Origin of the sequence: Thioalkalivibrio sp. ALE16 (assembly GCF_000381305.1) — a bacterium.
Classification (GTDB): Bacteria; Pseudomonadota; Gammaproteobacteria; order Ectothiorhodospirales; family Ectothiorhodospiraceae; genus Thioalkalivibrio.
This window is the reverse complement of sequence record NZ_KB906354.1, coordinates 148381-173392: the sequence shown is the minus strand read 5'-3', so window position 1 is coordinate 173392 and position 25012 is coordinate 148381. Positions and strand designations below refer to the sequence as shown.

Below are 25012 nucleotides of genomic sequence, written 5' to 3'. Positions count from 1 at the left end.
GTGTGATGAAACATATCGCCCCCATCGGCAGGACGGAGCACCCCATGGAACAGCCCCTCAAGGACGAGAACGCACTGGTGGATGCCTTCGGCCGCCGCATCGAATATGTCCGCCTCTCGGTCACCGACCGCTGCGACCTGCGCTGCTTCTACTGCATGCCCAAGGGCTTTCGCGACTTCGAGGAGCCGGATCACTGGCTCAGCTTCGAGGAGATCGAGCGCGTCATGGGAGCCTTCGGACGTCTGGGCACCCGCCGCGTGCGCCTGACCGGCGGCGAGCCGCTGGTACGCAAGAACCTCCCGGACCTGGCCGCACGCCTGAACGCCCTGCCTGGCATCGACGACATCTCGCTGTCCACCAATGCCACGCGCATGGCGCGCCATGCCCAGGAACTGAAGGATGCCGGCGTGGCGCGCATCAACGTCAGTCTCGACTCGCTCAAGCCGGAAGTCTTCAAGGAGATCACCGGCGGCAAGCTGGAGAAGGTCCTGGACGGGCTGATGGCCTCCAAGGCCGCCGGGCTCGACCCGATCAAGATCAACATGGTGGTAATGGGCGGGATCAACGAGCCGGAAGTCGAGGACATGGTGGACTTCTGCATCGAGCACGGCTTCACCCTGCGCTTCATCGAGACCATGCCGATGGGCGACACCGGCCGCGAGGCGAAAGAGGGTCACTACGTGAACCTGCAGGACGTGCGCGCCCGTCTGGAGCAGCGCTACAACCTGGTACCCGGCGTGATGCCCGGCGGCGGCCCGGCGCGCTACATGCAGATCCCCGATACGCCGGTGCGCATCGGCTTCATTACGCCGATCTCGCAGCACTTCTGCGATACCTGCAACCGCGTGCGCCTGTCGGTGGACGGCACCATCTACACCTGCCTGGGCAACGACCACAGCCTGAACCTGCGCCCCTACCTGCGCGAGGGCTGCACCGATTCCGAACTGGAGGATCTGGTGGTCCAGGCCATCAACCTGAAACCGGAACGCCACGAATTCTCCGAGCGCCCGGAAAAGGTCATGCGCTTCATGTCCATGACCGGCGGCTAGCGTCACGGCGGGGCTGGCCCCGATCCCGTAGGAGGCCAGCCTTCTGGCCGATGGGGTGTGACAAGCGTCCCATCGGCCAGAAGGCTGGCCTCCTACATGCCTGGGGCCTCGACACCGCGCGAGCATTCCACAGGAACGAGGAAGGCCCGCTGGAAAGCGGGCCTTCTACGTGTCGGCGAACGGCGATCGGGCTCAGTCGACGGCGCCTTCCGGCGGCAGCTTTTCCTTCATGGAGTCGGACAGCGGCACGTCGTGCACGACCAAAACCGGCAGGCGGGCGTTGCGCACCAGCCACTCGGTCGCGGAACCGGAGAGCATGTTGGCGATCTGACTGCGCCCGCGGGTCCCCATCACGATCATATCCGCGCCCCACTCCTCCGCATGACGGGAGATCTCCTCCGGCGCACTGCCCACGGCGATGGCGACCTCGTCATCTGCCTCCGCCCACTCCTGCAACTGCGACCGGATTTTTTCTTCCGCCGAATGGCGCATTTCCTTTGCATTCAGGGGCGACGACCCCGCACCACTGAACGCACCAGCGGAACTGGGCCCTGCCACGTCCGACGGCTTCATCACATAGAGCAGCCGCTTCTTCGCCCCAGGGCAGTGCTGGCGTGCAACAGCCAGGGCCGCGGCAGAGGCGGGCGAGAAGTCGACGGCGATGATGACGCGCTGCAGCATGAAGATCCCCAATTGAACGCATGGAAGGGCCCCGGCAAAGGCTTGAGCGGGGCGGCAAACTTCAGGACGGGCTTATGAAGTGCTAGACTTTGTCGCCTTTCCTGGCGGTTTCAGTCTGTACCGGCATTGAACCGCTTGCAACCGCGCCATCCACTGGTGGCAACCGGGCCCGGCTACTTCGCACAAGTCTCTGGTACCTGTTCGTTCACCCGTTGATCCCGACGCATGTCGGCTTCGGCGCGCATCGGTATTGGGGAACGTAACGTGCAGCAGACCCTACAAGACTTCCTGTCCCGCCAGCGCAAGATCTGGTTGTTCAATGTGCGCGGCGACCTGATTGCCGGGATCGTGGTCGCGCTGGCCCTGATCCCGGAGGCGATCGCGTTCTCCATTATCGCCGGGGTGGACCCGAGCGTGGGCTTGTACGCGTCCTTCACCATGGCGGTAGTGATCGCCTTCGCCGGAGGGCGCCCCGGGATGATCTCGGCCGCGACCGGGGCCATGGCCCTGCTGATGGTGACACTCATCGCCGAGCACGGACTGCAGTACCTGCTGGCCGCGACCATCCTGACCGGGATCATCCAGATCCTGTTCGCCTGGGCCAAGCTCGCGCGCTACATGATGTTCATCCCGCGCACGGTGCTGGTCGGCTTCGTGAATGCGCTGGCGATCCTGATCTTCCTGTCGCAGGTGCCCTACCTGGTGGATGGCGACACCACCATGTGGGCGCTGGTCACCGCCGGGCTGCTCATCCTCTACGGCCTGCCGATGATCCCGGGCTATCCGAAGCTGCTGCCGCCGCCGCTGGTCGCGATCGTGGTGCTCAGCGTCGTGGTCTACTTCATGGGCCTGCCGACGCTGGAGGTCGGCGACATGGGCGATCTGCCGGACGGCCTGCCGGTGTTCCTGTTCCCGGATATCCCGCTGAACTGGGAGACGTTGCAGATCATCTTCCCGACCGCCTTCGCGCTGGCGATCGTCGGCCTGCTGGAGTCGCTGCTGACCGCCTCCATCCTCGACGACCTGACCGACACCCCGTCGGGCAAGAACCGCGAGGCCCAGGGCCAGGGCATCGCCAACATCGTCACCGGCTGCTTCGGCGGCATGGCGGGCTGCGCGATGATTGGCCAGTCGGTGATCAACATCAAGTCCGGGGGGCTGGGGCGGTTGTCCACGCTGTCGGCGGGGATCTTCCTGCTGATCTTCATCGTGTTCCTCGGCGACCTGGTCTCGATCATCCCGATGGCCGCGCTGGTCGCGGTGATGATCATGGTCTCCATCGCCACCTTCGACTGGGGCTCGCTGACCACCCTGCACAAGCTGCCGCGTACCGACGCCACCGTGCTGATCGTGACCGTTGGCACCACCGTGATCACCCACGACCTGTCGCTGGGCGTGTTCGCCGGCGTGCTGCTCTCGGCGATCTTCTTCGCGCGCAAGATGGTCAAGGCGGTCGAAGTCACCAGTGCCTTGTCCGAGGACGGCCAGACGCGCATCTACACCGTGCGCGGCCAACTGTTCTTCGTCGCCGTGGACAAGTTCATCGACAGCTTCGACTACCGCGAGGGCATCCATCACATCGAGATCGACCTGACCCGCGCCTCGCTGTGGGACAGCTCGGCGGTGGCCGCCATCGACAAGGTCGTCGGCAAGTTCCGCCGCAACGGCATGGAGGTCGAAGTGAAGGCCCCGCGCGGCGAGAGCGGCGAACTCCACGACAGGCTGGCGCTGCACGACAAGGGCGCTGACCCGGGGCCGGGCGAGCACTAGCGCCGCCACCGTCATTGCGAGGAGTGCAGCGACGAAGCAACCTCCTTCCGAGACGCTCGGACCCCGACGCTGCGCAAGCTTCAGGAGGTTGCCGCGGCCCCTGCGGGGCCTCGCAATGACGGTGCCCGTGGCGGCGCCGGGGGATTGGAGAGATTGGACCTCTTGTCCAGGCGTGGCAGGCTAGGCGGATGATGAACCTTCGCCGGCCGGCACCCCCGGCCGACCCCCGGGCCGAGCGCGAGCGGATTCGGCGCGCGCTGCTCTGGCCCATGCTGGGGGCCGCCCTCCTGATCGTGATCCATGCCCTGCACGACCTGGTCGGCGGGGACTGGTCGCGGCTGGGCATCCTGCCGCGCGACGCGGTCGGGGCGCTGGGTATCATCACCTCGCCGCTGATCCACGGCTCCTGGGGCCACCTGCTCGCCAATGTGCCGACCCTGTGGGTGCTCGGCATGCTCACGCTCTACGGCTTCCCGCGCGCCACCCGCGTTGCGGTCCCGATGATCTGGCTGATGGGCGGACTGGGCGTCTGGCTGTTTGCCCGCGAGGGGCTGCACATTGGCGCCTCGGGCCTGACCCACGGGCTGATGTTCTTCGCCGTGGTGATCGGGATTCGCCGCCGCGATGCGCTGTCCATCGCGGTGGCCATCATCATCCTGTTTCTCTACGGCAGCATGATCTGGGGCGTCTTCCCCAGCGGCCCCAGGGTCTCGTTCGAGGCCCACCTGTTCGGTGCGGTTGTCGGTGCGGTCTGCGGCTGGTTCCTCTATCGCCGCGACCCGTTCCCGGTATATCGGCGGCATGACTGGGAGGACGAGGACCCCACCGACGCCGAGACCCTGCGCAAGATCGAACAGGGGCGGCTCGACGAGATCGAGCCGAAAGAAGCACCGGAGGGGCCCGGGCGCGGCGGCTAGCCGGGCCTGTCTTGATGCGCTTCGCGGAGATCTGCCAGTGACGACGCGAGACCCGGCTGGGTAGCAGGCGCTAGCGTCCGAAGGTCATACGCATCCCCGCCAACAGGGTCAGGCCCGGGGCCGGCTCGTAATAGCGGCGGTTGCCGTCGTTGATGCGGATATTGTCGACGTGGTCCGCGTCGAGCAGGTTGTTCGCGGCCACGAAGGCCTCGACATGGGCGTTGCCATCCTGCCAATGGCGGCCCGCGCGCAGGTTCAGCGTGGTCTGCCCACCCACCCGTTCGTCATTGGCGTCGTTCACGTAGCGCCCGCCCGTGTACAGCGCATCGATGGTGAAAAAGTACGGGCCCTGGCGCCAGTCGGCCTCCACGAACAGCTGCTCGCGCGGCAGCCCGGGCAGCCGATTACCATCCTGCCGCTCACCCTGCTGGTCCACGAAATCCCGATAGCGGAAGTCGTTCAGGCTGAGCGCGCTGGACAGCGTCCACTGCTCGGTCGCGGCCCAGTCGACCGCCAGCTCGAAACCGTTGCGCGCGGTTCGGCCGGCGTTGGTGTAGAACGTGCGACCGTCCACGTTGGGCTCCTCGAACGGGGCGATCTCGTCGCGCACGCGGGTCGCGTAGACCGAGGCATCCCAGGCCAGGCGACCGGTCTCGCGGCGGATCCCGACCTCGATGCTGCGTGCCCGCTGGGGGTCGAGGGCGTCGTTGAAGCCACCCCCGCCCTCGGGGTTCGCGAACTCGGTGAAGGTCGGGGTCTCGAAGTTGGTGGCCACGTTCACGTAGGCCCGGTAGTCCGGCTGGAAGTGCCAGATCAGCCCCGCCATCGCGCTGGTCTCGCGGAAGGTCCTCGCATCCGAGCGATCCGGTTCGCCGACCCGGTCAGAGAAGTGGTCGTCGATGGACATGCGGATGCGGTCGTGGCGCGCGCCGAGCACCATGTTCCAGTCCGACCCCAGCGCGGTGTCGGTTTGTATAAACACTCCTCGCGAGCGGGCGCGCTCTAGCTGGTCCAGGGCCAGATCTCCAACGACTTCGTCTTCGTCACAGTCCAGCCCCGGTGTGAAAGTACCCGACGTACAGCGCCGAGTGCGGTCGTCACGCTGCTCTTCCAGGTCGATCCCGGTCAGCACCCGGGTGGGTCCGATGTCCTGTTCGTACTGGGCGTTGAGGCCGTAGAAGTATCGTTCGTAGGCTACCCGTGAGTCGCCGGGGAATGGCAGTTGCTGCGCGTAGTCGCGCTGCGTCCAGAACCCCCCGAGGCGCAGCTCGCCGGGCCCGAGCGACTGTTCCCACTGCAGCCCCGTCGTGAGCTGCTCGGCCTCCTGCGTGCTGTCGAGGGCCGTGGCCAGCGGGGCGGCCGCTCGCCGGTTCTGACGCATCTCCTCGCGGGTGAGTCCGCCGGGGTCGTCGGTGCGTGGGGCATCGAGGTAGCGCAGGTGGAAGTTCAGCGTGCCGGCCTCCAGCTCCGAGGCGGTGTGCAGGCGCAGGTAGCGCTTCTCGGCGGTGGACTGGTCGCGGTAGCCGTCGATCGCGAAATCGTGGGCGGTCAGGGAGTAGCGATGGGTCCCGTGGTCCTGTTCGGCGATGGCCTCGGCGCGGCGATAACCGTAGCTGCCCAGCAGCACCCCGCCACCAAAGCCACGCGGGTCGCGGCCGTCGCGGGTGCGCGCCGAGATCACGCCTCCGGAGGCATTGCCGTACAGCGCGGCGCTGGGTCCGCGCAGCACCTCGATGTCGCGCAGGTTCAGCAGGTCGATCGCGTCCACCTGTGACTGGCCGTCGGGGGTGGTCTCGGGGATGCCGTCCTGCAGGATGCGTAGCCCGCGCACCCCGAACGGCGCCCGCGAGCCGAAGCCGCGGATGGAGATGCGCGCGTCCTGCGCAAAGTTGTAGCGGTTCTGGGCGAACAGCCCCGGCACACGATTGAGCGCCTCGTCCAGCTGCAGGCCCTGCCGCCCCTCGGTCGCCTGGCGCTCGTCCACGCGCGATACCGCGGCCGGCAGGTCCGCCAGCGGCGTGGCCAGCCTGGGTGCGGTGACGGTGACTTCGACGGGATCCAGGACCAGTGCTTCGTCGTCGGCCTGTGCCGTGGCCGCCACCAGAAGACCGGCGAATAGCGGCCAGCGTACGCGTCCAGAGAACGTCGGATCCGGCCGTCGCACCACCTCGGTCCCTCCCATTCGGTACTGCATCATGGCGGGCGTCGAGCCTGCCCGCTCTTCAGAGGACTCGCCCCTCGCTGGCAGGTTCCCGGCTCAGGTGTTTCATTTGCGCAACAGTGTCGCGTTTTAACGCGATCTTCACCGCCCCGTAACGGACACGTCACTCGCGCTCCCCATGCTTGCGCCCTGTCGGGACGGCTTCGCGTCTCGCCAACCTGCACATTCCAATAGGGGAGAAACCCATGAATCGCAAGCAACTGCTGACCAGCCTGATTGCGGCCGGTCTGGTCGTACCGGCCCTGGCCACTGCCGACTGGACGCTGTACGGCCGCGCCCACCTGTCCGCCGATGTCCTCGACGACGGCGCCGACTACAACGAGTTCAATGTCTCGAGCAATTCCAGCCGCCTGGGCTTCAAGGGCGAGCGCGAGTTCCGCGAACAGCTGGTCGGGATGTTCCAGATCGAACAACAGATCGACTTCGACACCAACGGCACAAACTTCGCGACCCGCGACACCTTTGTGGGCCTGAAGGGCTCCGAGTGGGGCATGCTCCGCATCGGCAAGTTCGACACCCCGTTCAAGCGCGCCCGTGGCCCGGCCAACTTCTTTGGCGACCAGGTTGGCGACATGCGCAACCTGACGCGCACCACGGCTCACGGCCGCTACGACGAGCGCTTCAACAACAGCATCCACTACCAGACCCCGAGCTTCGGCGGCCTGACCTGGAACATCCAGTACTCCAACGAGACCGGCGACGCCACGACCGGGGATGGCGCAGAAAACAAGGCCTACTCGACCTCGCTGAACCTCAGCATGGGCGACCTGACCGGCGCCCTGGCTTATGAAAAGCAGGAGAATGGGGCTAACGATCCTGACGCCTGGCGCCTGGCCGTCGGCTACCGCATCACCCCGGCCTTCCGCATTGGCGCCTTCTATCAGAACTCGGAAGTCGACAACACGCGAACTGTCAGCACCGACCCGGATGTCTTTGTAACCCCTGACATCGAAGCGGACATCTACGGCCTGGGCGGCCAGTTCCGCCTGACCCCGAGCATGTACCTGAACGGTCACGTCTTCCAGCTGGATTCCGATCTGGCTGATGCTGACGCGACGATGTACGCCCTGGGCCTGGAATACCGCCTCGACAGCGACCTGCGCTTCTACGGCAACATTGCAATGGTCGACAACGACGATGCCTCGGCCCTGACGCCCTGGGGCGCCGCGCGCTCCTCCGGCCCCGGCGGCGCCGCCGGCGAGAACGCCACCGCGTTCTCGATTGGCATGCGTTACGACTTCTGACCTGGCAACACCGGGGCCGGCGGCCAGGACCGCCGTCCCCGTTTTACGAGCCCCGCCGGACTACGCCCCGGCGGGGCTTTTAGTTTTGTGGGAGGCCTTTCGTCGGGCGCGCTTAGAAGGCGGGTTCCCAGCCACTGGAACCCTCGACCAGCCGAAGGCGATCGGTGAGATCCTCCGAGTACCCGCCAGCGGACACCGTGGCATCCACCTGACAGTCAAAGACGCCCCCGTCCACCTCGCTGCAGTCGCTGCTGTGGATATCGACCGAGACGCCCTGTGCGCCGAGGCCGCTGGCCGCGACCATCTGGGCCATCACCGCCTCGATGTCGGCGGTCGACGGGCCACCACCAGAACACCCCGCCAGTACAAACGCGACGCCCGCCGCAGCCAGTCCTTTCTTGATCATCATTGCACTCCTCCTGAGTTATTGCAGGTAACAGGTCGTGCCCGAGTCTGGACCCGGGGAAACGCGGATTCACCGACACGAAGCTAGCGGGTCAGCTCGCGCGCCAGGGCCAGATAGACGCGCCGGTTTGCCTCGTCCCGGGTCGCCTCGCCGCGGAAGCGGGCAAAGGCCATGTTGTCGCGCTCGGCGTGTATCGGCACACGGTCATAGTCGGCATAGGCATCGGCGAGCTCCAGCCGGAACAGCGTGAGGACCGTATCCATGCCCCTGCGCAGGCCGCGCTCGCGGGTCTGGATGACGAGGATGGCGGTACTATCGCGCGACCCGAGCGGGAATACGTGATCGGCGGTCATGTCGCCCACCGGCTGCACATGCGCCGCCACCGTCTGCGCCAGCAACGCCTGACCGTAGGCCTGCTCGGCGGACCGCAGCGCCGAGCGCTCGTCCGAATACTCGAAGCTGCGCACGCTCTGGTTTTCCAGTTGCTGCTGCTGACGATCCAGCGACGTGGCGCGGCGGTTCAGGAGGGTCTCCTCGCGGCCGAGGTCGCGCCGGGTACCAAAGCGGTTTTCCGCCACGATCAAACGATCGTCCAGGACCTTGCGGGCATCGGCCAGGTCGGCCCGCAGGGTGCCCTCGGGTGCGCGCCGCCGGAACCCGCCCGTCACGCCAATCGTTTCGTCCAGTTCGTAGTAGTCGAGCAGACCGGAGGCCAGGATCGGGTCCAGTTGCGCGTTCACGGCTTCGCCGCCGCGATACGGGCGGCCGGACACCATCACGCACACCCCGTGGGTAGCACGCGCATCGATCTGTAAAGGGCTGTCGGCACTGGGGCAGGAGCGACTGGCGTCCACCTCCCAGGAGCGCCACGAATAGCCGTCGAACCGCGCCACCGGGCGCACCGGCAGCTCGTGCTCCATGATGGCCTCGTTCAGTGCGGCGAGGACGGAGTCGGCAATCTCGGCCTGCTTCGCTTCCAGGGCCTCGATCTCGGCCTCGACCGCTTCCACCGCCTCGCGCTCCTCTTCGACGAAGGCGTCGATGGCCGCGAGGTTCTCCTCCAGCTCGCTGCGTTCGGCCGCCAGCTCCTCGCGCGCCTGTTCCAGTTCCGCGCGCGCTTCTGCCTGCTCGCGCTCGAAGTTGTCATGGACGGCGCGGCGCTTGTCGGTGAAGGTGGCATAGGCCGCCTGCAACTGGTCGGCCGGCTCGCCTTCCACCATCAGGGTCAGATCGGAGACCGTCTCTGCGGCCAGCTGTTCGGAGAGCGCCTCAAGGTGGACCGCGGCCGGCTCCAGGTCGGCTACGGCGGCCTCGACGGATACGGTCAGCGACCAGCCGGCCTCGACCTCCTCGAGAAGCCCGCGCGCCTGGGCCTGATCGGCGATGGGCAGCTCGCCAAAGTCGAACTCGGCCTGATCGGGATAGGAAGAACTGCAGCCCGTGGCAAGCGCCAGGGCGAAGGCAGGCAGGACGCCCGCGAGAGATGCACGCTTCATGAACGCATTCCTTTGCTGAGACCTCGGCTTCCGTGCCGCAGGATTGATAGAAGGCTAGCCGCGAGCCCGGTCAATCAACTTTCGTGATCCGGCGAACGCCCGTTGACCGGCCGATCACCATCGCCCCATCACCATCGGCGAGGTGCCGCCCTGTGGACCGGCTGGATAAAAACAGCCGCCAAATCCGGGGGGTTCGGCGGCTGGCCGCGTCACGGACGTTTGGGGGTCTGGTACTCGGCTTCCTTCTGGAAGGGTTCCCAGATGGTCTCGTAGCCGACGAAGCCCTTTTCGTTGGGCTTCATCTGCCGGGTTACCAGAAAGCGTGACTTGCCGTCCGGCACTTCCGGGTGCTTCTTGTCGGATTGCTGACTCATGGTGCATTCACCTCGCTTCGATGAAAAAAGAGGGGCGGAGAACTGGCGTCGCCCTGCCCCGACATACTCACGCGCCGAACGCCTGCTCCATCACTCGATAGGGACCGCGCGCCCGCTGTCGATCTCCGGGCCCGACTCCACCTTGCCACCGTGTGCGATTTCCTCGTCGGTGGCATCGCGTACCAGCAGGATGTTCAGCTTGAAGATCACCTGACGGCCGCACAGTGGATTGTTGCCGTCGATGGTGATGGTCTTGTCGTCGAGCCGTGTCACCAAAAAGCTCTTGGTCTGGCCGCGATCGTTCTCCATCAGGATGGCGGTCCCCACCTCGCGGTACTCCTCCGGCACGTTTTCGATCGCGTCCGTGATCACGAGCGACTCGTCGCGCGGGCCATAGAGGGCGTTGCAGTCGATCGGCACTTCGATGGTTTCGCCCTGGGCACGGCCTTCCAGCTCGCCCATGACCTGGGGCGACAGGACCTCGTTGACGCCGTGGACATAGCCCAGCGGGAACTCGACCTCGGTCAGCACCTGGCCGGTTTTCTGGTCGATCACCTGGTAGTTCAGCTCGACGTACTTGTTGTCCTTGATTACTTCGGTCATGAACAGTCCCGCATTGTCAGAAAATGGACGCACCGAAGATGCGTACCTCGCCTTCCTCGTAGCCGAGGACCATCCGGCCCAGCCACTCGCCCTCCTTCTTCGTGCTGCGCACGCGATACAGGACGGTGACATGCTCGCCACGGCGAATAATGCCCAGGAAATCCCAGTCCTCGCTGAGATTGCGGGTCAACTCGCTCTGGGCGAACTGCTTGCCCACCTCGACCTCGTTGAGGCCAAACAGCAGGTGGTAGGAGAACCGGCGGACGAACTTGCCGTACTGCCCCTTGTTGGAGTGCTTGATCAGGTCGCTCCAGATGGGGTGGGCAATCTCGAGGATCTCCTGGTCGGAGTGGTCGATGATGTTCATCGAGGTCTCCGGCAACGTCTGTGCTTCAGCTGCACTGGTCATATTGAAAACCCTCAGGTGTGGCGGTTGAAAGGGATGATCTACGCGCGAACGCGTGGGTCATCGCGGCTGCCGAGCATGGTGGCGAGGCCGGCTGCGGCCCCGCCACCGCCACCGCAGCACCCTAGGCTTCCTCCTTCTCGGCCTCCTTGGCCGGCGCCTCGTCCTTGTCGACCAGGTGGTAGCAGGGCGCCTTCTCCATGGTGTACTCGCCCGTCTTCGGGTCACGACGCGAAACCGTCAGGTGGTGCCAGTTCTTGTCGTCGAGCTTCATGTAGTCGCCGCGGTAGTAGTAGCCCGGCCAGCGGGTTTCCTTGCGGAACAGGGTGTGGTGGAAGACGCTCTCGGCGGTGCGCACGCGGTGCTTCAGTTCCCAGGCACGCAGCAGCTCATGGATGTCCTCCGCCGCCAGCTTCTCGAGGTCCTCTTCGAGGATGTGCATCTTCTTCAGGCCGATATTGAGCAGCTTCTCGTTGGTCATGTAGCTGACCGTTACGCCGCCACAGTATTCATCCATCAGCTTCTGCAGGCGGTCAAGACCCTGGCGCGGGTTGATGAAGTTCGGATTGACCGAACCGGCCACGACCTCGTTGCTGTAGACCTTGTAGTGCTCCAGCGGCTTATAGATCTCCTCTTTCAGCTTGTTGATCTGCGAATCGGAGACACGGATGCCGTCGGCCTTGCCATCGTCGATGTACTTGCAGGCGGCCTTCGCGGCCAGACGGCCCTCGGTGAAGGAACCGGAGGAGAACGCGTGCGGCGTACCGCCCACGGCATCGCCGGCACCGAACAGGCCCTCGACACTGGTCATGCGGTTGTAGCCCCAGAAGTACTCGGGCGGGGAAACATCCTCCGGACCAGAGCACCAGGCGCCACAACCCGTGGCGTGCGAGCCCATCACGTAGGGCTCCGAGGTGGTCAGCTCGGGGTTCTCGTTCTTGGGGTCCACGTCGGTGGCGGCCCACAGGACGGCCTGGCCGACGGTCATGCCCAGGAAGTTTTCCCAGCCCACCTCTTCAAGGTGCGGGTCCTGGAAGGCCTCCATGGTGACCATGTGGATCGGGCCACGGCCCGCGTTCACCTCGTTCAGGAACGCATGGTTGCGCAGGCAGGTCGGGATCGGGCGATGCGTACGGTGAGAGACCTCCGGATCCAGGTATTCCTTGCCGACCATCTCCTGCAGCTGCGGCCACCACTTGGATTCGTACTCTTCCCCGTTGCAGTTCTGCGTACGGGTCTTCAGATGCAGGAAGTACGCACCCACCGGACCGTAGCCATCCTTGAAGCGGGCCAGCACGATGCGGTTCTCCATCTGGGTCATCTTGGCACCGGCGTTGATCAGCAGGCCATAGGCCGAGCCGGAAGACCACGGGGCATACCAGACGCGACCCGCACCTTCACCGACCGAACGCGGCTTGAAGATCATCGAGGCGCCACCGGCGGCCACGATCACCGACTTCGACTTGAAGACGTGGTAGTTGCCGGTGCGCACATTGAAGCCCACGGCGCCGGCGACCCGGTTCTCCTTGGACTCGTCCATCAGCAGATGGGTCACGCAGATCCGGTTGTAGATCGTGTCCGCGGACTTCTTGGCGGCCTCGGCCACGATCGGCTTGTAGGACTCGCCGTGGATCATGATCTGCCAGCGACCTTCTCGCTGATAGGCGCCCGTCTTCGGGTCGCGCATCAGGGGCAGGCCCCACTCCTCGAACTGGTGCACGGTGGAGTCCACGTGGCGCGCCATGTCGAACAGCAGGTCCTCGCGCACCATGCCCATCAGGTCGATACGGGCGTAGCGCACATGGTCCTCGGGGTTGTTCTCGCCCCAGCGGGTGCCCATGTAGCAGTTGATCGCGTACAGGCCCTGGGCCACCGCGCCGGAACGGTCGATGTTGGCCTTTTCGGCAATAACGACCTTCTTGTCCTGACCCCAGAAGCGGGCTTCCCAGGCGGCACCCGTGCCGCCGAGCCCGGCGCCACAGACCAGGATGTCGATGTTGTCTTCGACGATTGTCTTGTAGGCCATCAGTAGTACACCCCTTCTTTCAGTTTGAGACCGGCGGCCTCAAGCGTGTGCAGATCCCCCTCATCCATCCGGATGTACTTGGGCTCGTTGAACAACAGCTGGCTGTCGCGCATGGACTTGTCGGGTGCGGGGACGTCTGCCAGCTGCGGGATGTGCTTGCCCCAGGGCTTGGTGGTAATCGGCGACAGGAAGTCCTTCTCCCGACCGTCGCGGAACTTGATCTTCCAGGCAATGGTGCCGCGCTCTTCGTCGCGATCGACGCGCACGCTGTGCCCCAGTGGCGCGAAGTCCGCGTAGCCGCGCACGTCAATCGCATGGTGCGGGCAGGCCTTCACGCAGGAAAAGCATTCCCAGCACATGTTGGGCTCGATGTTGTAGGCGCGACGGGTGGTTTCGTCGATATGCATGATGTCTGACGGGCAGATGTCCACGCAGTACCCACAGCCATCGCAACGGGTCATGTATACGAAAGTTGGCATGGTTGTCCTCGATCGATGCTGGTGTTCGGGTTAATGGCTAGTAGTGGTGCGGCGCTTCACGCTGGATACCCTTCCCCATCTCCATCGGCGCATCGCGCAGCAGTTCCATGGAATGGCGCTGCTGCTGCTCGGGATCGTCGCGCGTGAGGGTCGGGAGGTTCTCGGCGGAGCCATCGGCACGGGTAATGCGCTTCTGGTAGGCCGCGGCAGGCTTGAAGAACATGTGCGCGAACTTGGACCAGTAGACGGTCGCGAACAGGGTCGTGGTCGCCGCGAGGAAGAGCGCGAAGAACAGCCACCCGAGGGCGCCGGTGCCCTGGGTCAGCGACCACAGGATGGCGAAGGTCGACATCGCCAGCAGCGACACGATGAACAGATCGGCCCGGACCAGCTGGTACCAGCGACGACCCTCGGAGTAGACGTCGACGCGAATGAAGAACCAGAACCAGTAGCCGCCGAAGGCCAGCGACAGGGCGCCCAGATGCCACAGGACCGGCCACACGCCCGCGGCGGGCTCGCTGGCGTAGCCAAAGATCAGGACCGCGGAGGAGACCACGAACAGGACAAAGCCCCACATGGTGAACAGATGGGACGCGCGTCGCTTCGGGTTCTTGAATTCACCGGAGGTGATGACCTCTTTCCCCAGGGTCTGCATGGCCTGGGAGAATTTCTCGCCGCCGCTCACGCTGCGGGTCGCGTTCTTCTCGGCTTTCTTGGCGTTCTCGAAGAAGTACTGGGCACTCCTCTTGTGCATCATGTCGAGGATCGTGCCGGCGGCCACCAGAATGACCATGAGCACGACATACGCCTGCATTGCGGCTGGTGGAATAAACGCAGCCAGTTCGGCAAAGGGATTGCTAGTGATCACGGCGTCAGGCCTCCTCAGAGTGTCCAATGGGCACACCGAGTCTGTGCCAACTCGATCTTTTGCTTCAAATCAAACTTGCTTCCCCGCGCATAAGCCTGATGAATGAGGTCATATGCTTATTTATGGAAACGCTTATCTAGCGGCCCGGGTCGACGCCATCGCAAGCCGCCAGGCTGGCCCGGGGGCGGCACACCGCCCGCTGCCCGCAGCACGCGGGTCCGGGGCGCCAGCGATGGCACCGGAACGAACGCCCGGGCCGGGTGAGACAGAGGGAGAACGGCCGCTGATCGGGGCGCGCCCGGGGCAGGGCTGACGGCCCTGACGGGCGGACAGATCCGGATGTGCGGCTGCGGGGACGGTCAAGAAACCCGAACCTTTATGGACTATCTTGTGCTACGTTCGGGGTCGACCAGCAGCGCGCCTGACCCGTCAACCGGGTGGGCGCATGCGCCCCGAACACGACTTACGTGTGGCACAGACCACCCCATCCATGCAGTTCACATCCAGCGTCGGCAGGAGAGAAAGCCCCATGATCAAACCGCACGGTGCAGACACCCTGAAGCCCCTGTTCGCCTACGACCCCGATCAACACCACGCCCTGCTGCAGGAGGCCGAAACCCTGCCCTCCGTGGTCATCAGCTCCGGCGCCGCCGGCAACGCCGTCATGATGGGCGGCGGCTATTTCACGCCGCTGACCGGATTCATGAATGTCGCCGACGCCATGAGCTGCGCGGAGAACATGCGAACCACCAGCGGCCTGTTTTTCCCGGTCCCCGTGGTCAACCTGCTGGAGGATGCGGACGCCATTCGCGGGGCCAAGCGGATTGCCCTGCGCGACCCGAACATGGAGGGGAACCCGGTCCTCGCCATCCAGGAGGTCGAGGCGATCGAGGAATTCACGCCCGAGCAGATGGCGACCATGACCGAAAAGGTCTACGGCACGACCGACATGGAACACCCCGGGGTCGCCGCCTTCAACAGCGTGGGCCGCGTCTGCGTATCGGGGCCCATCCAGGTGCTCCACTTCTCGTACTTCCAGGATGATTTCCCCGACACCTTCCGCACCGCCGTCGAGATCCGCAACGAGATCGCGGAACGCGGCTGGAACCGGGTGGTCGCGTTTCAGACCCGCAACCCGATGCACCGCGCCCACGAAGAGCTGTGCCGCATGGCCATGGAGCAACTGGATGCGGACGGCGTGGTGATCCACATGCTGCTGGGCAAGCTGAAGCCCGGCGATATCCCGGCCCCGGTGCGCGACGCCGCCATTCGCAAGATGGCCGAGCTCTACTTCCCGCCGAACACGGTGATGATCACCGGATACGGCTTCGACATGCTCTATGCCGGTCCGCGCGAGGCCGTGCTCCATGCGCTGTTCCGCCAGAACATGGGCGCGACCCACTTCATCATCGGGCGTGATCACGCCGGGGTGGGGGACTACTACGGGCCGTTCGATGCCCAGACGATCTTCGACACCGAGGTACCCGCGGGCGCGCTGGAGATCGAGATCTTCCGGGCCGACCACACGGCCTACTCGAAGAAGCTCGACCGGGTGGTGATGATGTGCGATGCACCCGACCACACGAAGGAGGATTTCGTGCTCCTGTCCGGCACCAAGGTTCGCGAGATGCTGGGCCGAGGCGAGGCACCGCCGGTCGAGTTCTCCCGCCCGGAAGTGGCCAAGATCCTGATGGAGTACTACCAGGGGCTGAACCGGTAGCAGGCACCGGGCTCAGGCATCAGCCAGCCCGCCAACGCGAACGGACGAGCGGCTGCCGCGGCACTCCCTGCCGCGGCAGCCATCCGCTTGTCTCCGGTCTCTCGAGCAGTGAAGGGGACTACGGGAGGAGAGAGCCCCGGAAAGTCGCCGCTCTCCCACCCGCATAGCTGGTCAATTCCAGGTAAGACGGGCTCCTAGTAGGCCTTGGACAGGGTCGCCTGGATCTGCGCGAAGGTCCGCGCGACATCAAAGGTCTGCACCTGAATCCCCAGCTGACGCCCGATCTGGGTCGCCGAGAATATCCCCCGGATGCGGGTCTCACCCGTCTGGGGATCCCGCTGACCGACCAGCGCATGCTGGCGTCCCCAGTCCTTCAGCGTCGCGACGATATCCGCCACGTCCGCCTGCATCACGCGCTGCATGTCCAGCAGGTCCACGTCATCCAGCGGCACCATCAGGTCGCGCACCCGGAGGTCGTCGTACCGCATGCCGCGCTCGTTCACCATCTGGACCGGGCGCTCCCCCTGAGTGTCGCGGGCCGTGATCAGACCCAGCACGCGCTCCGAGTCCACCACGATCAGCAGCCGGACACCCCGGGAGATCATCTGCTCGGTCGCCTGGTTGAGCGTCGCCTCGGGACCGATCGTCGCAACCGGAACCCGGCGGAAATCGGTCATTACGCACAGCGCCGAGGAAGCCAGGGTGACCTGGGGATCTTCCTCTGACACCTGCTGGAGCCCGATTCCGGGGGCCGCCTTTTGCGACGGAAGGGGCTTGTGCGGGAATTCTGCGGTCATCGCGTTTCTCCATCCACGGTGGAATCCAGAGGGACACGAATGACGCGCCCTCTCCTAGACGATGCCCTGAGACGAAGGCGCTGACAAGCGGGTCGATCATCCCGCGCCGAAACGCCACCCCGCTGCCGAATGCGGGCCGTATGACCGAGTCGGATCAGGCCGCGCTCTCCTCGGGTGTCGCCCGGATCGCGAAGTCCATGGTCTCGAGATCGCCCAGCGCCCAGGTCGCCCGCGGCGCCCCAAGCCCGGCCACGGTGCCCGGATTCACGAGCCAGGTGGCGCCATCCTTCACGTGCGGCTGCTGGCGGATCTCGGTCTCGTGGCTGTGGCCGCAGCAGACGAGGTCATAGTCCCCGGTGCAGGCCATCGCATGGGCGTAATGGGGGTAGTGCGTGACGAAGATGCGCCGGCCACCGAGGGTGATGGTGGCGTCCAGCCCGTAGTAGTGCAGGAGGCCATCGGACTGGTGCGCGATACGCGAGATCGCGACCGGGTCCCCCAGGTTGTTGCCGTGCACCGCGTGGATCGGCACACCCAGCTTCAGTGACGCCCGCAGCGTGTTGCCGCCAATCACGTCACCACAGTGGATGACCGCCTCGGCGCCTTCGGCAATGCCGGCCTCGATCGCGCGGGCCAGCATCGGGCCGCGGTCGTGACTGTCGGAAACAATGCATACCTTCATGGGTGGGCAGGCCTCTGTTGTGAAATTCCGGTGTCAGGACGATAACACTGCCGCGACCCGCCCTGCGCCCGGGCCCGATTCGGGGCATCCGAACGGGCGCGAAGAATCCATCTTTGACGCCCTTGTGGTGGATACCCCGGAACTGCATAGTGGGGGTAACCCCGATCGAAGTAAGGGGTATTGCAGTATATCGCGATTGTCTAACTTACAAGGCGTTGACGATTTATGGCACAGACCCCGTCGCAGGAAATCAAGAACACCACCTGTTACATGTGCGCCTGCCGCTGCGGCATCCGGGTGCACCTGCGCGACGGGGAGGTGCGCTACATCGATGGCAACCCGGAGCACCCGATCAATGAAGGCGTGATCTGCGCCAAGGGCGCCTCCGGGATCATGAAACAGCACTCGCCCGCGCGGCTGACCCAGCCCCTGCGGCGCAAGGCCGGCGCCGAACGCGGGGATGGCGAGTTCGAGCCGATCTCCTGGGAAGAGACCTTCGAGATCCTCGCCGAACGCCTCGGGCACATCCGCGAGACCGATCCGAAGCGCTTTGCGCTGTTTACCGGGCGCGACCAGATGCAGGCCCTGACCGGGCTGTTCGCCAAGCAGTTCGGCACCCCCAACTACGCGGCCCACGGCGGCTTCTGCTCGGTGAACATGGCCGCCGGCATGATCTACACCATCGGCGGCTCGTTCTGGGAGTTCGGCGGCCCCGACCTGGAACGCTCGAAGCTGTTCGTGATGATCGGCACCGCGGAGGACCACCACTCCAACCCGCTGAAGGTGGCGATCTCCAAGTTCAAGCGCCAGGGCGGGCGCTTCATCTCCATCAACCCGGTGCGCACCGGCTACTCGGCCATCGCCGACGAATGGGTGCCGATCCGCCCGGGGACCGACGGTGCCCTGCTGCTGGCGCTGATCCACGAGATCATCAACAAGGGCCTGTACGACCGCGACTTCCTGGTCCGCTACAGCAATGCCGGCCAGCTGGTGAACATGAACGAGGAGCAGGACGACTTCGGCATGTTCCTGCGCACCGAGGATCCGCCCGAGGAGGGCTGCTACGACGCGCAGAACCAGCTGTGGTGGGACCGCAAGACCGGACGCGCGGTGCCGACCCACACGCCGGATGCCGATCCCTTCCTGCTCGGCGAGTTCACCCTGGATGACGGCACCCCGGCCAAGCCCGCCTTCCAGCTGCTGCAGGACCGGGTCGCCGAATACACGCCGGAATGGGCCGCCCGGATCACCGGGATCGATGCCGAGGACATTCGCCGACTGGCCCACGAAATGGGCGTTACCGCCCGCGACCAGCGGATCGAGCTCCCCATTGCCTGGACCGACTCCTGGGGCGTGGAACACGAATCCGTCACCGGGAACCCGGTGTCGTTCCATGCGATGCGCGGGCTGGCCGCGCACTCCAACGGCTTCCACACCATCCGTTCGCTGTCGATCCTGATGTCGCTGCTGGGCACCATCGACCGCCCCGGCGGCTTCCGCCACAAGGCGCCGTTCCCGCGTCCGATTCCACCCTGCGCCCGCACGCCCAAGGGGCCGGAGGGCGTGCAGCCGGGCAAGCCGCTGGACGGCATGGTGCTCGGCTGGCCCGCGGACCCGGACGACCTGTTCGTGGACGACAAGGGCGAGCCGGTACGCCTCGACAAGGCCTTCTCCTGGGAATACCCGCTGGCCGTGCACGGCATGATGCACAACGCCATCACCAACGCCTGGCGCGGGGACCCCTACCCGATCGACACCTTGCTGATCTTCATGGCCAACATGGCGTGGAACTCGACCATGAACACGGAAGAGGTCCGCAAGATGCTGAACGACAAGGATGACAACGGGGACTACAAGATCCCGTTCCTGGTCGTCGCGGACGCGTTCCAGTCCGAGATGACCGCGTTCGCGGATCTGATCCTTCCGGATACCACCTATCTGGAACGCCACGACGTGATGTCCATGCTGGACCGCCCGATCTCCGAGTTCGACGGCCCGGTGGACTCGGTGCGCATCCCGGTGGTGCCGCCCAAGGGCGAGTGCAAGCCGTTCCAGGAAGTCCTGATCGAGCTCGGCTCGCGCCTGAAACTGCCGGCGTTCGTGAACGAGAACGGGGAGCGCAAATTCCGCGACTACCCCGACTTCGTCGTCAACTACGAGACCGAACCGGGCTCCGGTATCGGCTTCCTGGCCGGCTGGCGCGGCAAGGGCGGGGAGAAATCCCTGCGCGGCGAACCCAACCCCAACCAGTGGGAGATGTACGCCCAGAACAACTGCGTATTCCAGTACGAGCTGCCGCGCAGCTACCAGTACATGCGCAACTGGAACAAGGGTTATCTCGAGTGGTCGCAGCGCAACCGCATCACGCGCTTTGGCGAGCCGATCCTGATCCACCTCTATTCCGAGGTGCTGATGAAGTTCCGCGCCGCCGCCCAGGGCAAGGGCCCATCGCGCAAGGCCCCGGCGCATCTGGCCAAACGCGTGGAGACCTTCTTCGACCCGCTGCCGTTCTACTACGACCCACTGGAATACCAGACCACCAACAAGCACACCTATCCGTTGGCCGCGATCACCCAGCGTCCCATGGCGATGTACCACTCCTGGGACTCCCAGAACGCCTGGCTGCGACAGATCCACGCGCACAACCTGCTCTACGTGAATTCGCGCACCGCGCGGGCCGCCGGGATCAACGACGAGGACTGGATCTGGGTGGAAAGCCAGTGGGGCCGGGTACGCTGCATGGCCAAGTACTCCGAGGCGGTCGAACCCGGAACGGTCTGGACCTGGAACGCGATCGGCAAGGCCGCGGGGGCCTGGAACCTGACACCCGAGGCCAACGAGTCGCGCAAGGGTTTCCTGCTGAATCACCTGATCTCCGAGGAGCTCCCGGGCGATGAAGGCCCGATCTCCAACTCCGACCCCGTCACCGGGCAAGCCGCCTGGTACGACGTGCGCGTGCGCATCTACAAGGCCGAAGAAGGGGCGCCGCAGGAGACATCGCCCCAGTTCAAGGCCCTGCACCCCTACCCCGGCCAGTCCAAGCGGGCCCGTGTGGTGAACTTCTTTGCGGGCCTGGGGAAACGCTGAACAATGTACACACTCGCGTTGGTACCCCAGGTTTTCCGAGACAAGGCGCGGTGCGCAGCCGGTAGTGGCTCTACCGGCAAGCGGCGCAACGCAGGATCGGGGAACCTGGGGTGCCAACCCCACAAACTATTGAAAAGCAGGGGCTCGGCCGCTTTTGCATGCGCACGGCGTTGCGGCTCCCTTGTGCAGAGTGACTGCACGGCAGTCGCCGCGCCTTGTTCGCACGCAAAAGCGACTCGAGCGCGAGTGCGCACATTGTGCAGCGTTTCCCCAGGAGGCAAGAAATGACCCAACTCGCCCTTGTCATCGATCTCAACGTCTGCGTGGGCTGCCACGCCTGCGTCACCAGCTGCAAGGAATGGAACACCTCGGGCGATGCCGGCCCGCTGGTCGACCAGAACCCCTACGACGCGGACCCCACCGGTACCTTCTTCAACCGCGTGCAGAGTTTCGAGGTCGGTGAATACCCGAATACCGAGACGGTCCACTTTCCCAAGTCCTGCCTGCACTGCGAAGAGCCTCCCTGTGTGCCGGTCTGCCCGACCGGGGCGTCCTACAAGCGCGAGTCGGACGGCATCGTGCTGGTCGACTACGACAAGTGCATCGGCTGCAAGTACTGCTCCTGGGCCTGCCCCTACGGGGTGCGCGAGGTAGACACCGAAAGCAAGGTGATGACCAAGTGCACCCTGTGCGTGGACCGCATCTACAACGAGGAGCTGCCGGAGTGGGATCGCAAGCCGGCCTGCGTACGGGCCTGCCCGACCAACGCACGACTCTACGGGGACATTCATGATCCCGAATCGGTCGTCTCGAAGGCGATCCGCGAAGCAGGCGGCTATCAGCTGATGCCGGAATGGGGTACCAAACCGGCCAATCACTACCTGCCACGACGCAAGACTCAGCTGACCATCCGCGAGGACGAGGTGGAGCGCGCCGACAACCCGCTGAAGATCGACAGTCAGCTGCCGAAGCCCGGGCAGGAAGAACCCTCGCTCGACGACGTCACCAGCTGGTAAACAGGGACGAAGACACTATGCATCCAGCCTTCTCGGTTATCTTTCTCACCACCCTGATCGGCGCCGGCCAGGGCCTGTTTCTCGGTCTGTTCGGTGCCGAGTCTCTCAGTCTTCTGGGCGTGCTGCCGCCGCCCGGTTCGGACTTCCTGGCGCTGGGCTCCGCACTCGCCCTGGTCTTCCTGGTCCTCGGGCTGGTCGCCTCGTTCTTCCACCTGGGGCGCCCGGAACGCGCCTGGCGCACCGCCACCAAGTGGCGCACCTCGTGGCTGTCGCGCGAGGTGATCGTGCTCCCGGCGTTCATGGGCGTGGTCTTCCTGTACGGCGCGGCCCACGCGTTCGGGTTCAACCCGCCTCTGGGCACGCTGGCCGGGGACGTCCCCATCCTGCCAACCGTCGTGCTCGGTGCCATCGGCGCGCTGCTGGCGATCGTTCTGTATGTCACGACCGCGATGATCTACGCCTGCATCAAGTTCCTGCAGGAATGGCACTCCCCGCTGACCGTGGTGAACTACACCGTGCTGGGCGCTGCCAACGGCTTCACGTTGGCGGCTGCCTATGCGGCCTGGGCCGGTGTCCCGCTGGTCGCCTTCCTGGCGACGGTGGCGATCGTGCTGACGCTGCTGGGCCTGGCCACCCGCATCGCATCGCTGGTGCGCAACGCCCGTATCAAGTCGAAATCCACGGTGCAGACCGCGATCGGCGTGAAACACCCGAAGATCCAGCAGAAGTCCCAGGGCTTCATGGGCGGTTCGTTCAACACCCGGGAGTTCTTTCACCACATGTCCGCGACGTTCCTGCGCGGGATGAAGTGGATCTTCCTGCTGGGGGCGTTCGCGATCCCGGCGCTCCTGCTCCTGATCGCCCTGGTCACCCGGGTCGACCCGGTCAATGTGCTGATCGCCGCGTTTGTCATCCAGTACCTGGGACTGGTGGCCGAGCGCTGGTTCTTCTTCGCCCAGGCCAACCACCCGCAGAATATCTACTACCAGTCGGTCGCCTGACCCCGGTTGGGGGGCGGCCTGGCCGCCCCTCGTTCACCCCCACTACGGGCCCTGTTTCAAACAGACCGCTCAGGTGGCAGGCCAGCCCTCCGTCGCGATGCCTTCCCCCAGATCGACCTCTACCAGGCGGCGACGCACCTCCAGCAGCTTCTCGACCAGGGCCGGTTCGACGCGCTCGTAGGCCTCCGCGTCCGGCACCCGGTTGACCACCACCCCCAGCAGTTCGGTGATCGCGTTGCCGATCGAGTTCTGGCTGATCGTCACGATCAGACGGCCCTCGTCATTGCGGTAGATCAGCTGCTTGAAGGCCGGCTGCCAGCGAATGGCATGGGCGTACTTGGCATCGGTAAAGCAGCGGTCGCGCACCTTCTTGGCAGTCTTCAGGAAGTCGTTGTTGAACAGCAGGACCTCCTCCACCGCATCGGGAAAGTGCACGCCCTCGGGCATCGGGGCATTGCGGGTGGAGACCTGGGAGAAGAAGGTGCGATAGAAGTCCAGGAAGCCCTGCAGGATGGCGTCGTATTCGCGCCAGAAGCGGATGTCCTTCAGCGCCTCGACCCCGCCCTGGATCTCCCAGCTCGGCAGGCCGTGCGGGTAGCCGGTCAACCCGAGGCGCGCCTCGTGATCGGAAGCCGGGCGCAGGATCTGCAGGTCCAGGGCCCGGGTAAAGAACGCCCGGTAGACCTCGCGCATATAGGCCTGAAACAGGCTGTGCTGCCCGCCATCAGTCAGATTGGGATTGCCCGGATCCGCCAGCGGCGCATCGGCCAGCGACGCCATCGGGAAGACGATGAAATGGTTGTGCAGCATGCGGATGCTGGGCACCCCCGGCGCGGTCAGCGGCCAGGTCGCGTCCAGGCTGGCCTCGCCCGCCAGCACCAGGGCCTCGGCCGGGTCCGGGTACTGCTCCAGCATGTACTCGATGATCACCCCGTTCATCCGGTTCCAGACATGCCGCACCGGCTCCGGCACCTGGGTGCGCCGCACCGGGCGGCCCATCGGGTCGAGGATGGTCTGCGAGGTGTTGTAGATGATGGAACAGTCGAACTCGTTGCTGTGCCCCAGCGCCTTGCGATAGAGCAGCAGGTTTTCCGGATTCACCAGCAGCCCGTTGTTGTGGACCAGGTCCGCCAGGTTTTCGGTGCTGTTGAAGAATTCGTTGGGTTTCATGCCCTCCGGGATGTCCAGGGGGATGGGCCGAAACGGCGTGGTGATCTCGCGGGGGCCGGCTTGCATGACGGTCAGTGACTCCTTGCAGGGGGGGCGATGCCAGGGCGGCGCGGGCGGACTTGTACCTACAACCACAATGCCTGTACTGTAACTTGCGCGGCTCGGGAGTGTCTGCCGCGACCATAGCACAACCACCCACTCCTCAGAGGAGCGAGAGCATGCGACTGATTCTGTTGGGGGCGCCCGGCGCCGGCAAGGGCACGCAAGCCCAGTACATCTGCGAGAAGTACAACATCCCGCAGATCTCTACCGGCGACATGCTGCGCGCGGCGGTGAACGCAGGCACCCCACTGGGCATGAAGGCCAAGGAGGTCATGGATGCAGGCGGCCTGGTCTCCGACGACATCATCCTGGGTCTGGTGAAGGAACGCGTGGAGCAGCCCGATTGCTGCGACACCGGCTTCCTGTTCGACGGCTTTCCGCGCACCATCCCGCAGGCCGAGGCCCTGAAGGAACAGAACGTGCCGCTCGACTTTGTCGTGGAGGTGGATGTCCCGGACGAAGAGGTGATCCGGCGCATGAGCGGGCGGCGGGTGCACCCGGGCTCCGGTCGCACCTACCACGTCGAGTTCAACCCGCCGAAGGTCGAGGGCAAGGACGACGTCACCGGCGAGGACCTGATCCAGCGCGAGGACGACAACGAAGAGACGGTGCGCAAGCGCCTGGAGGCCTATCACAGCCAGACCCAGCCGCTGGTCGAGTTCTACTCGAAGTGGGCGGACAGTGATGACCCGTCGGCGCCGCAGTACGTCCACATCAAGGGAACGGGGTCGGTGGAAGACATCCGCGACCAGATCTTCAAGGCTCTGGGCTGACGATCTCGCGGAAGGCCCGGAAAGTGCCTCCCACGAGGTAAAAAGGCCCGCCCGGAGCACCGGGCGGGCCTTTTCGATTCGGGGACCAGCCAACCGGCCAGCCCCCTTTGCTGCCGAGCGGGCC

22 protein-coding genes are annotated in these 25012 nt (G+C 65.2%); 9 read left to right on the top strand and 13 right to left on the bottom strand.

The window, feature by feature from the left end; translation table 11 throughout:
- Nucleotides 1-44: 44 nt before the first annotated feature.
- Nucleotides 45-1049, top strand: a complete 1005-nt coding sequence (gene moaA, locus F627_RS0100845; RefSeq protein WP_019583012.1) for a GTP 3',8-cyclase MoaA — start codon at nt 45-47, stop codon at nt 1047-1049.
- A 192-nt stretch (nt 1050-1241) separates the two neighbouring features.
- Here the strand turns inward: moaA and F627_RS0100840 are convergent, their stop codons facing one another.
- Nucleotides 1242-1730, bottom strand: a complete 489-nt coding sequence (locus F627_RS0100840) for a universal stress protein (protein WP_018880902.1) — start codon at nt 1728-1730, stop codon at nt 1242-1244.
- Between the two features lie 264 nt (nt 1731-1994).
- Here F627_RS0100840 and F627_RS0100835 point away from each other — a divergent pair, with 264 nt between their 5' ends.
- Both F627_RS0100835 and F627_RS0100830 read left to right on the top strand, forming a co-directional pair.
- Nucleotides 1995-3500 (top strand): SulP family inorganic anion transporter, encoded by a 1506-nt coding sequence (locus tag F627_RS0100835; RefSeq protein WP_026331984.1) that lies wholly within the window; start codon nt 1995-1997, stop codon nt 3498-3500.
- 188 nt (nt 3501-3688) lie between these two features.
- Complete coding sequence (locus F627_RS0100830; RefSeq protein ID WP_019583010.1) at nt 3689-4417, top strand: rhomboid family intramembrane serine protease; 729 nt, start codon at nt 3689-3691, stop codon at nt 4415-4417.
- Between the two features lie 70 nt (nt 4418-4487).
- On the opposite strand, the gene F627_RS0100825 is transcribed toward F627_RS0100830, so the two are convergent.
- Nucleotides 4488-6599: a TonB-dependent receptor gene (locus F627_RS0100825; protein WP_019583009.1), complete on the bottom strand. Its 2112-nt coding sequence runs from the start codon at nt 6597-6599 to the stop codon at nt 4488-4490.
- A 224-nt stretch (nt 6600-6823) separates the two neighbouring features.
- Between F627_RS0100825 and F627_RS0100820 the strand changes: the two genes are divergently transcribed.
- Complete coding sequence (locus tag F627_RS0100820; RefSeq protein ID WP_019583008.1) at nt 6824-7882, top strand: porin; 1059 nt, start codon at nt 6824-6826, stop codon at nt 7880-7882.
- Between the two features lie 112 nt (nt 7883-7994).
- Here F627_RS0100820 and F627_RS0100815 read toward each other — a convergent pair whose 3' ends face one another.
- From F627_RS0100815 to F627_RS0100780, 8 genes are all read right to left on the bottom strand, one after another.
- Nucleotides 7995-8291 carry a hypothetical protein gene (locus F627_RS0100815; protein WP_018867731.1) on the bottom strand — a complete coding sequence of 99 codons (297 nt, stop codon included), beginning with the start codon at nt 8289-8291 and terminating at the stop codon, nt 7995-7997.
- An 80-nt stretch (nt 8292-8371) separates the two neighbouring features.
- Nucleotides 8372-9784 carry a hypothetical protein gene (locus tag F627_RS0100810; RefSeq protein WP_019583007.1) on the bottom strand — a complete coding sequence of 471 codons (1413 nt, stop codon included), beginning with the start codon at nt 9782-9784 and terminating at the stop codon, nt 8372-8374.
- 209 nt (nt 9785-9993) lie between these two features.
- Nucleotides 9994-10158 carry a hypothetical protein gene (locus F627_RS17095; protein WP_017942944.1) on the bottom strand — a complete coding sequence of 55 codons (165 nt, stop codon included), beginning with the start codon at nt 10156-10158 and terminating at the stop codon, nt 9994-9996.
- Between the two features lie 90 nt (nt 10159-10248).
- Nucleotides 10249-10761, bottom strand: a complete 513-nt coding sequence (locus tag F627_RS0100800) for a peptidylprolyl isomerase (RefSeq protein WP_018867729.1) — start codon at nt 10759-10761, stop codon at nt 10249-10251.
- A 16-nt stretch (nt 10762-10777) separates the two neighbouring features.
- Entirely contained in the window at nt 10778-11128 is a 351-nt protein-coding gene (locus F627_RS0100795) for a hypothetical protein (RefSeq protein ID WP_018867728.1), read from the bottom strand.
- Between the two features lie 163 nt (nt 11129-11291).
- Entirely contained in the window at nt 11292-13193 is a 1902-nt protein-coding gene (gene aprA, locus F627_RS0100790; RefSeq protein ID WP_018867727.1) for an adenylyl-sulfate reductase subunit alpha, read from the bottom strand.
- Nucleotides 13193-13672: an adenylyl-sulfate reductase subunit beta gene (gene aprB / locus F627_RS0100785; protein WP_038028264.1), complete on the bottom strand. Its 480-nt coding sequence runs from the start codon at nt 13670-13672 to the stop codon at nt 13193-13195. The genes aprA and aprB overlap by 1 nt, the downstream gene beginning before the upstream one ends.
- A 37-nt stretch (nt 13673-13709) precedes the next feature.
- Nucleotides 13710-14486 carry a hypothetical protein gene (locus tag F627_RS0100780; protein ID WP_019583005.1) on the bottom strand — a complete coding sequence of 259 codons (777 nt, stop codon included), beginning with the start codon at nt 14484-14486 and terminating at the stop codon, nt 13710-13712.
- A 583-nt stretch (nt 14487-15069) separates the two neighbouring features.
- Here F627_RS0100780 and sat point away from each other — a divergent pair.
- Nucleotides 15070-16260: a sulfate adenylyltransferase gene (gene sat, locus F627_RS0100775; RefSeq protein WP_019583004.1), complete on the top strand. Its 1191-nt coding sequence runs from the start codon at nt 15070-15072 to the stop codon at nt 16258-16260.
- 194 nt (nt 16261-16454) lie between these two features.
- Here sat and F627_RS0100770 read toward each other — a convergent pair whose 3' ends face one another.
- Nucleotides 16455-17057, bottom strand: coding sequence for a CBS domain-containing protein (locus F627_RS0100770; RefSeq protein ID WP_019583003.1), 603 nt, complete (start codon nt 17055-17057; stop codon nt 16455-16457).
- Nucleotides 17058-17211: 154 nt separating this feature from the next.
- A complete protein-coding gene (locus tag F627_RS0100765) occupies nt 17212-17739 on the bottom strand; it encodes a metallophosphoesterase family protein (protein ID WP_018867722.1) in 528 nt (175 codons plus the stop codon).
- A gap of 225 nt (nt 17740-17964) precedes the next feature.
- Between F627_RS0100765 and F627_RS0100760 the strand changes: the two genes are divergently transcribed.
- From F627_RS0100760 to F627_RS0100750, 3 genes are all read left to right on the top strand, one after another.
- Nucleotides 17965-20826: a molybdopterin oxidoreductase family protein gene (locus F627_RS0100760; RefSeq protein ID WP_018877188.1), complete on the top strand. Its 2862-nt coding sequence runs from the start codon at nt 17965-17967 to the stop codon at nt 20824-20826.
- Between the two features lie 284 nt (nt 20827-21110).
- A complete protein-coding gene (locus F627_RS0100755; RefSeq protein WP_018867720.1) occupies nt 21111-21842 on the top strand; it encodes a 4Fe-4S dicluster domain-containing protein in 732 nt (243 codons plus the stop codon).
- 17 nt (nt 21843-21859) lie between these two features.
- Nucleotides 21860-22843: a DmsC/YnfH family molybdoenzyme membrane anchor subunit gene (locus F627_RS0100750; protein WP_018867719.1), complete on the top strand. Its 984-nt coding sequence runs from the start codon at nt 21860-21862 to the stop codon at nt 22841-22843.
- A 69-nt stretch (nt 22844-22912) separates the two neighbouring features.
- Here the strand turns inward: F627_RS0100750 and F627_RS0100745 are convergent, their stop codons facing one another.
- A complete protein-coding gene (locus tag F627_RS0100745; RefSeq protein WP_018875923.1) occupies nt 22913-24079 on the bottom strand; it encodes a hypothetical protein in 1167 nt (388 codons plus the stop codon).
- A gap of 152 nt (nt 24080-24231) precedes the next feature.
- Between F627_RS0100745 and adk the strand changes: the two genes are divergently transcribed.
- Nucleotides 24232-24888 carry an adenylate kinase gene (gene adk, locus F627_RS0100740; RefSeq protein WP_018877185.1) on the top strand — a complete coding sequence of 219 codons (657 nt, stop codon included), beginning with the start codon at nt 24232-24234 and terminating at the stop codon, nt 24886-24888.
- Nucleotides 24889-25012: the final 124 nt, after the last annotated feature.

Coding starts and splice junctions, on each gene's coding strand:
- aprB (WP_038028264.1), bottom strand. CDS start 13,672: ATGCCAACTTTCGTATACATGACCCGTTGCGATGGCTGTGGGTACTGC.
- F627_RS0100750 (WP_018867719.1), top strand. CDS start 21,860: ATGCATCCAGCCTTCTCGGTTATCTTTCTCACCACCCTGATCGGCGCC.
- F627_RS0100770 (WP_019583003.1), bottom strand. CDS start 17,057: ATGACCGCAGAATTCCCGCACAAGCCCCTTCCGTCGCAAAAGGCGGCC.
- F627_RS0100760 (WP_018877188.1), top strand. CDS start 17,965: ATGGCACAGACCCCGTCGCAGGAAATCAAGAACACCACCTGTTACATG.
- F627_RS0100815 (WP_018867731.1), bottom strand. CDS start 8,291: ATGATGATCAAGAAAGGACTGGCTGCGGCGGGCGTCGCGTTTGTACTG.
- F627_RS17095 (WP_017942944.1), bottom strand. CDS start 10,158: ATGAGTCAGCAATCCGACAAGAAGCACCCGGAAGTGCCGGACGGCAAG.
- F627_RS0100795 (WP_018867728.1), bottom strand. CDS start 11,128: ATGAACATCATCGACCACTCCGACCAGGAGATCCTCGAGATTGCCCAC.
- F627_RS0100840 (WP_018880902.1), bottom strand. CDS start 1,730: ATGCTGCAGCGCGTCATCATCGCCGTCGACTTCTCGCCCGCCTCTGCC.
- F627_RS0100820 (WP_019583008.1), top strand. CDS start 6,824: ATGAATCGCAAGCAACTGCTGACCAGCCTGATTGCGGCCGGTCTGGTC.
- F627_RS0100765 (WP_018867722.1), bottom strand. CDS start 17,739: ATGAAGGTATGCATTGTTTCCGACAGTCACGACCGCGGCCCGATGCTG.
- F627_RS0100830 (WP_019583010.1), top strand. CDS start 3,689: ATGATGAACCTTCGCCGGCCGGCACCCCCGGCCGACCCCCGGGCCGAG.
- adk (WP_018877185.1), top strand. CDS start 24,232: ATGCGACTGATTCTGTTGGGGGCGCCCGGCGCCGGCAAGGGCACGCAA.
- F627_RS0100810 (WP_019583007.1), bottom strand. CDS start 9,784: ATGAAGCGTGCATCTCTCGCGGGCGTCCTGCCTGCCTTCGCCCTGGCG.
- F627_RS0100780 (WP_019583005.1), bottom strand. CDS start 14,486: ATGCAGGCGTATGTCGTGCTCATGGTCATTCTGGTGGCCGCCGGCACG.
- sat (WP_019583004.1), top strand. CDS start 15,070: ATGATCAAACCGCACGGTGCAGACACCCTGAAGCCCCTGTTCGCCTAC.
- F627_RS0100800 (WP_018867729.1), bottom strand. CDS start 10,761: ATGACCGAAGTAATCAAGGACAACAAGTACGTCGAGCTGAACTACCAG.
- F627_RS0100755 (WP_018867720.1), top strand. CDS start 21,111: ATGACCCAACTCGCCCTTGTCATCGATCTCAACGTCTGCGTGGGCTGC.
- F627_RS0100825 (WP_019583009.1), bottom strand. CDS start 6,599: ATGGGAGGGACCGAGGTGGTGCGACGGCCGGATCCGACGTTCTCTGGA.
- F627_RS0100745 (WP_018875923.1), bottom strand. CDS start 24,079: ATGCAAGCCGGCCCCCGCGAGATCACCACGCCGTTTCGGCCCATCCCC.
- aprA (WP_018867727.1), bottom strand. CDS start 13,193: ATGGCCTACAAGACAATCGTCGAAGACAACATCGACATCCTGGTCTGT.
- moaA (WP_019583012.1), top strand. CDS start 45: ATGGAACAGCCCCTCAAGGACGAGAACGCACTGGTGGATGCCTTCGGC.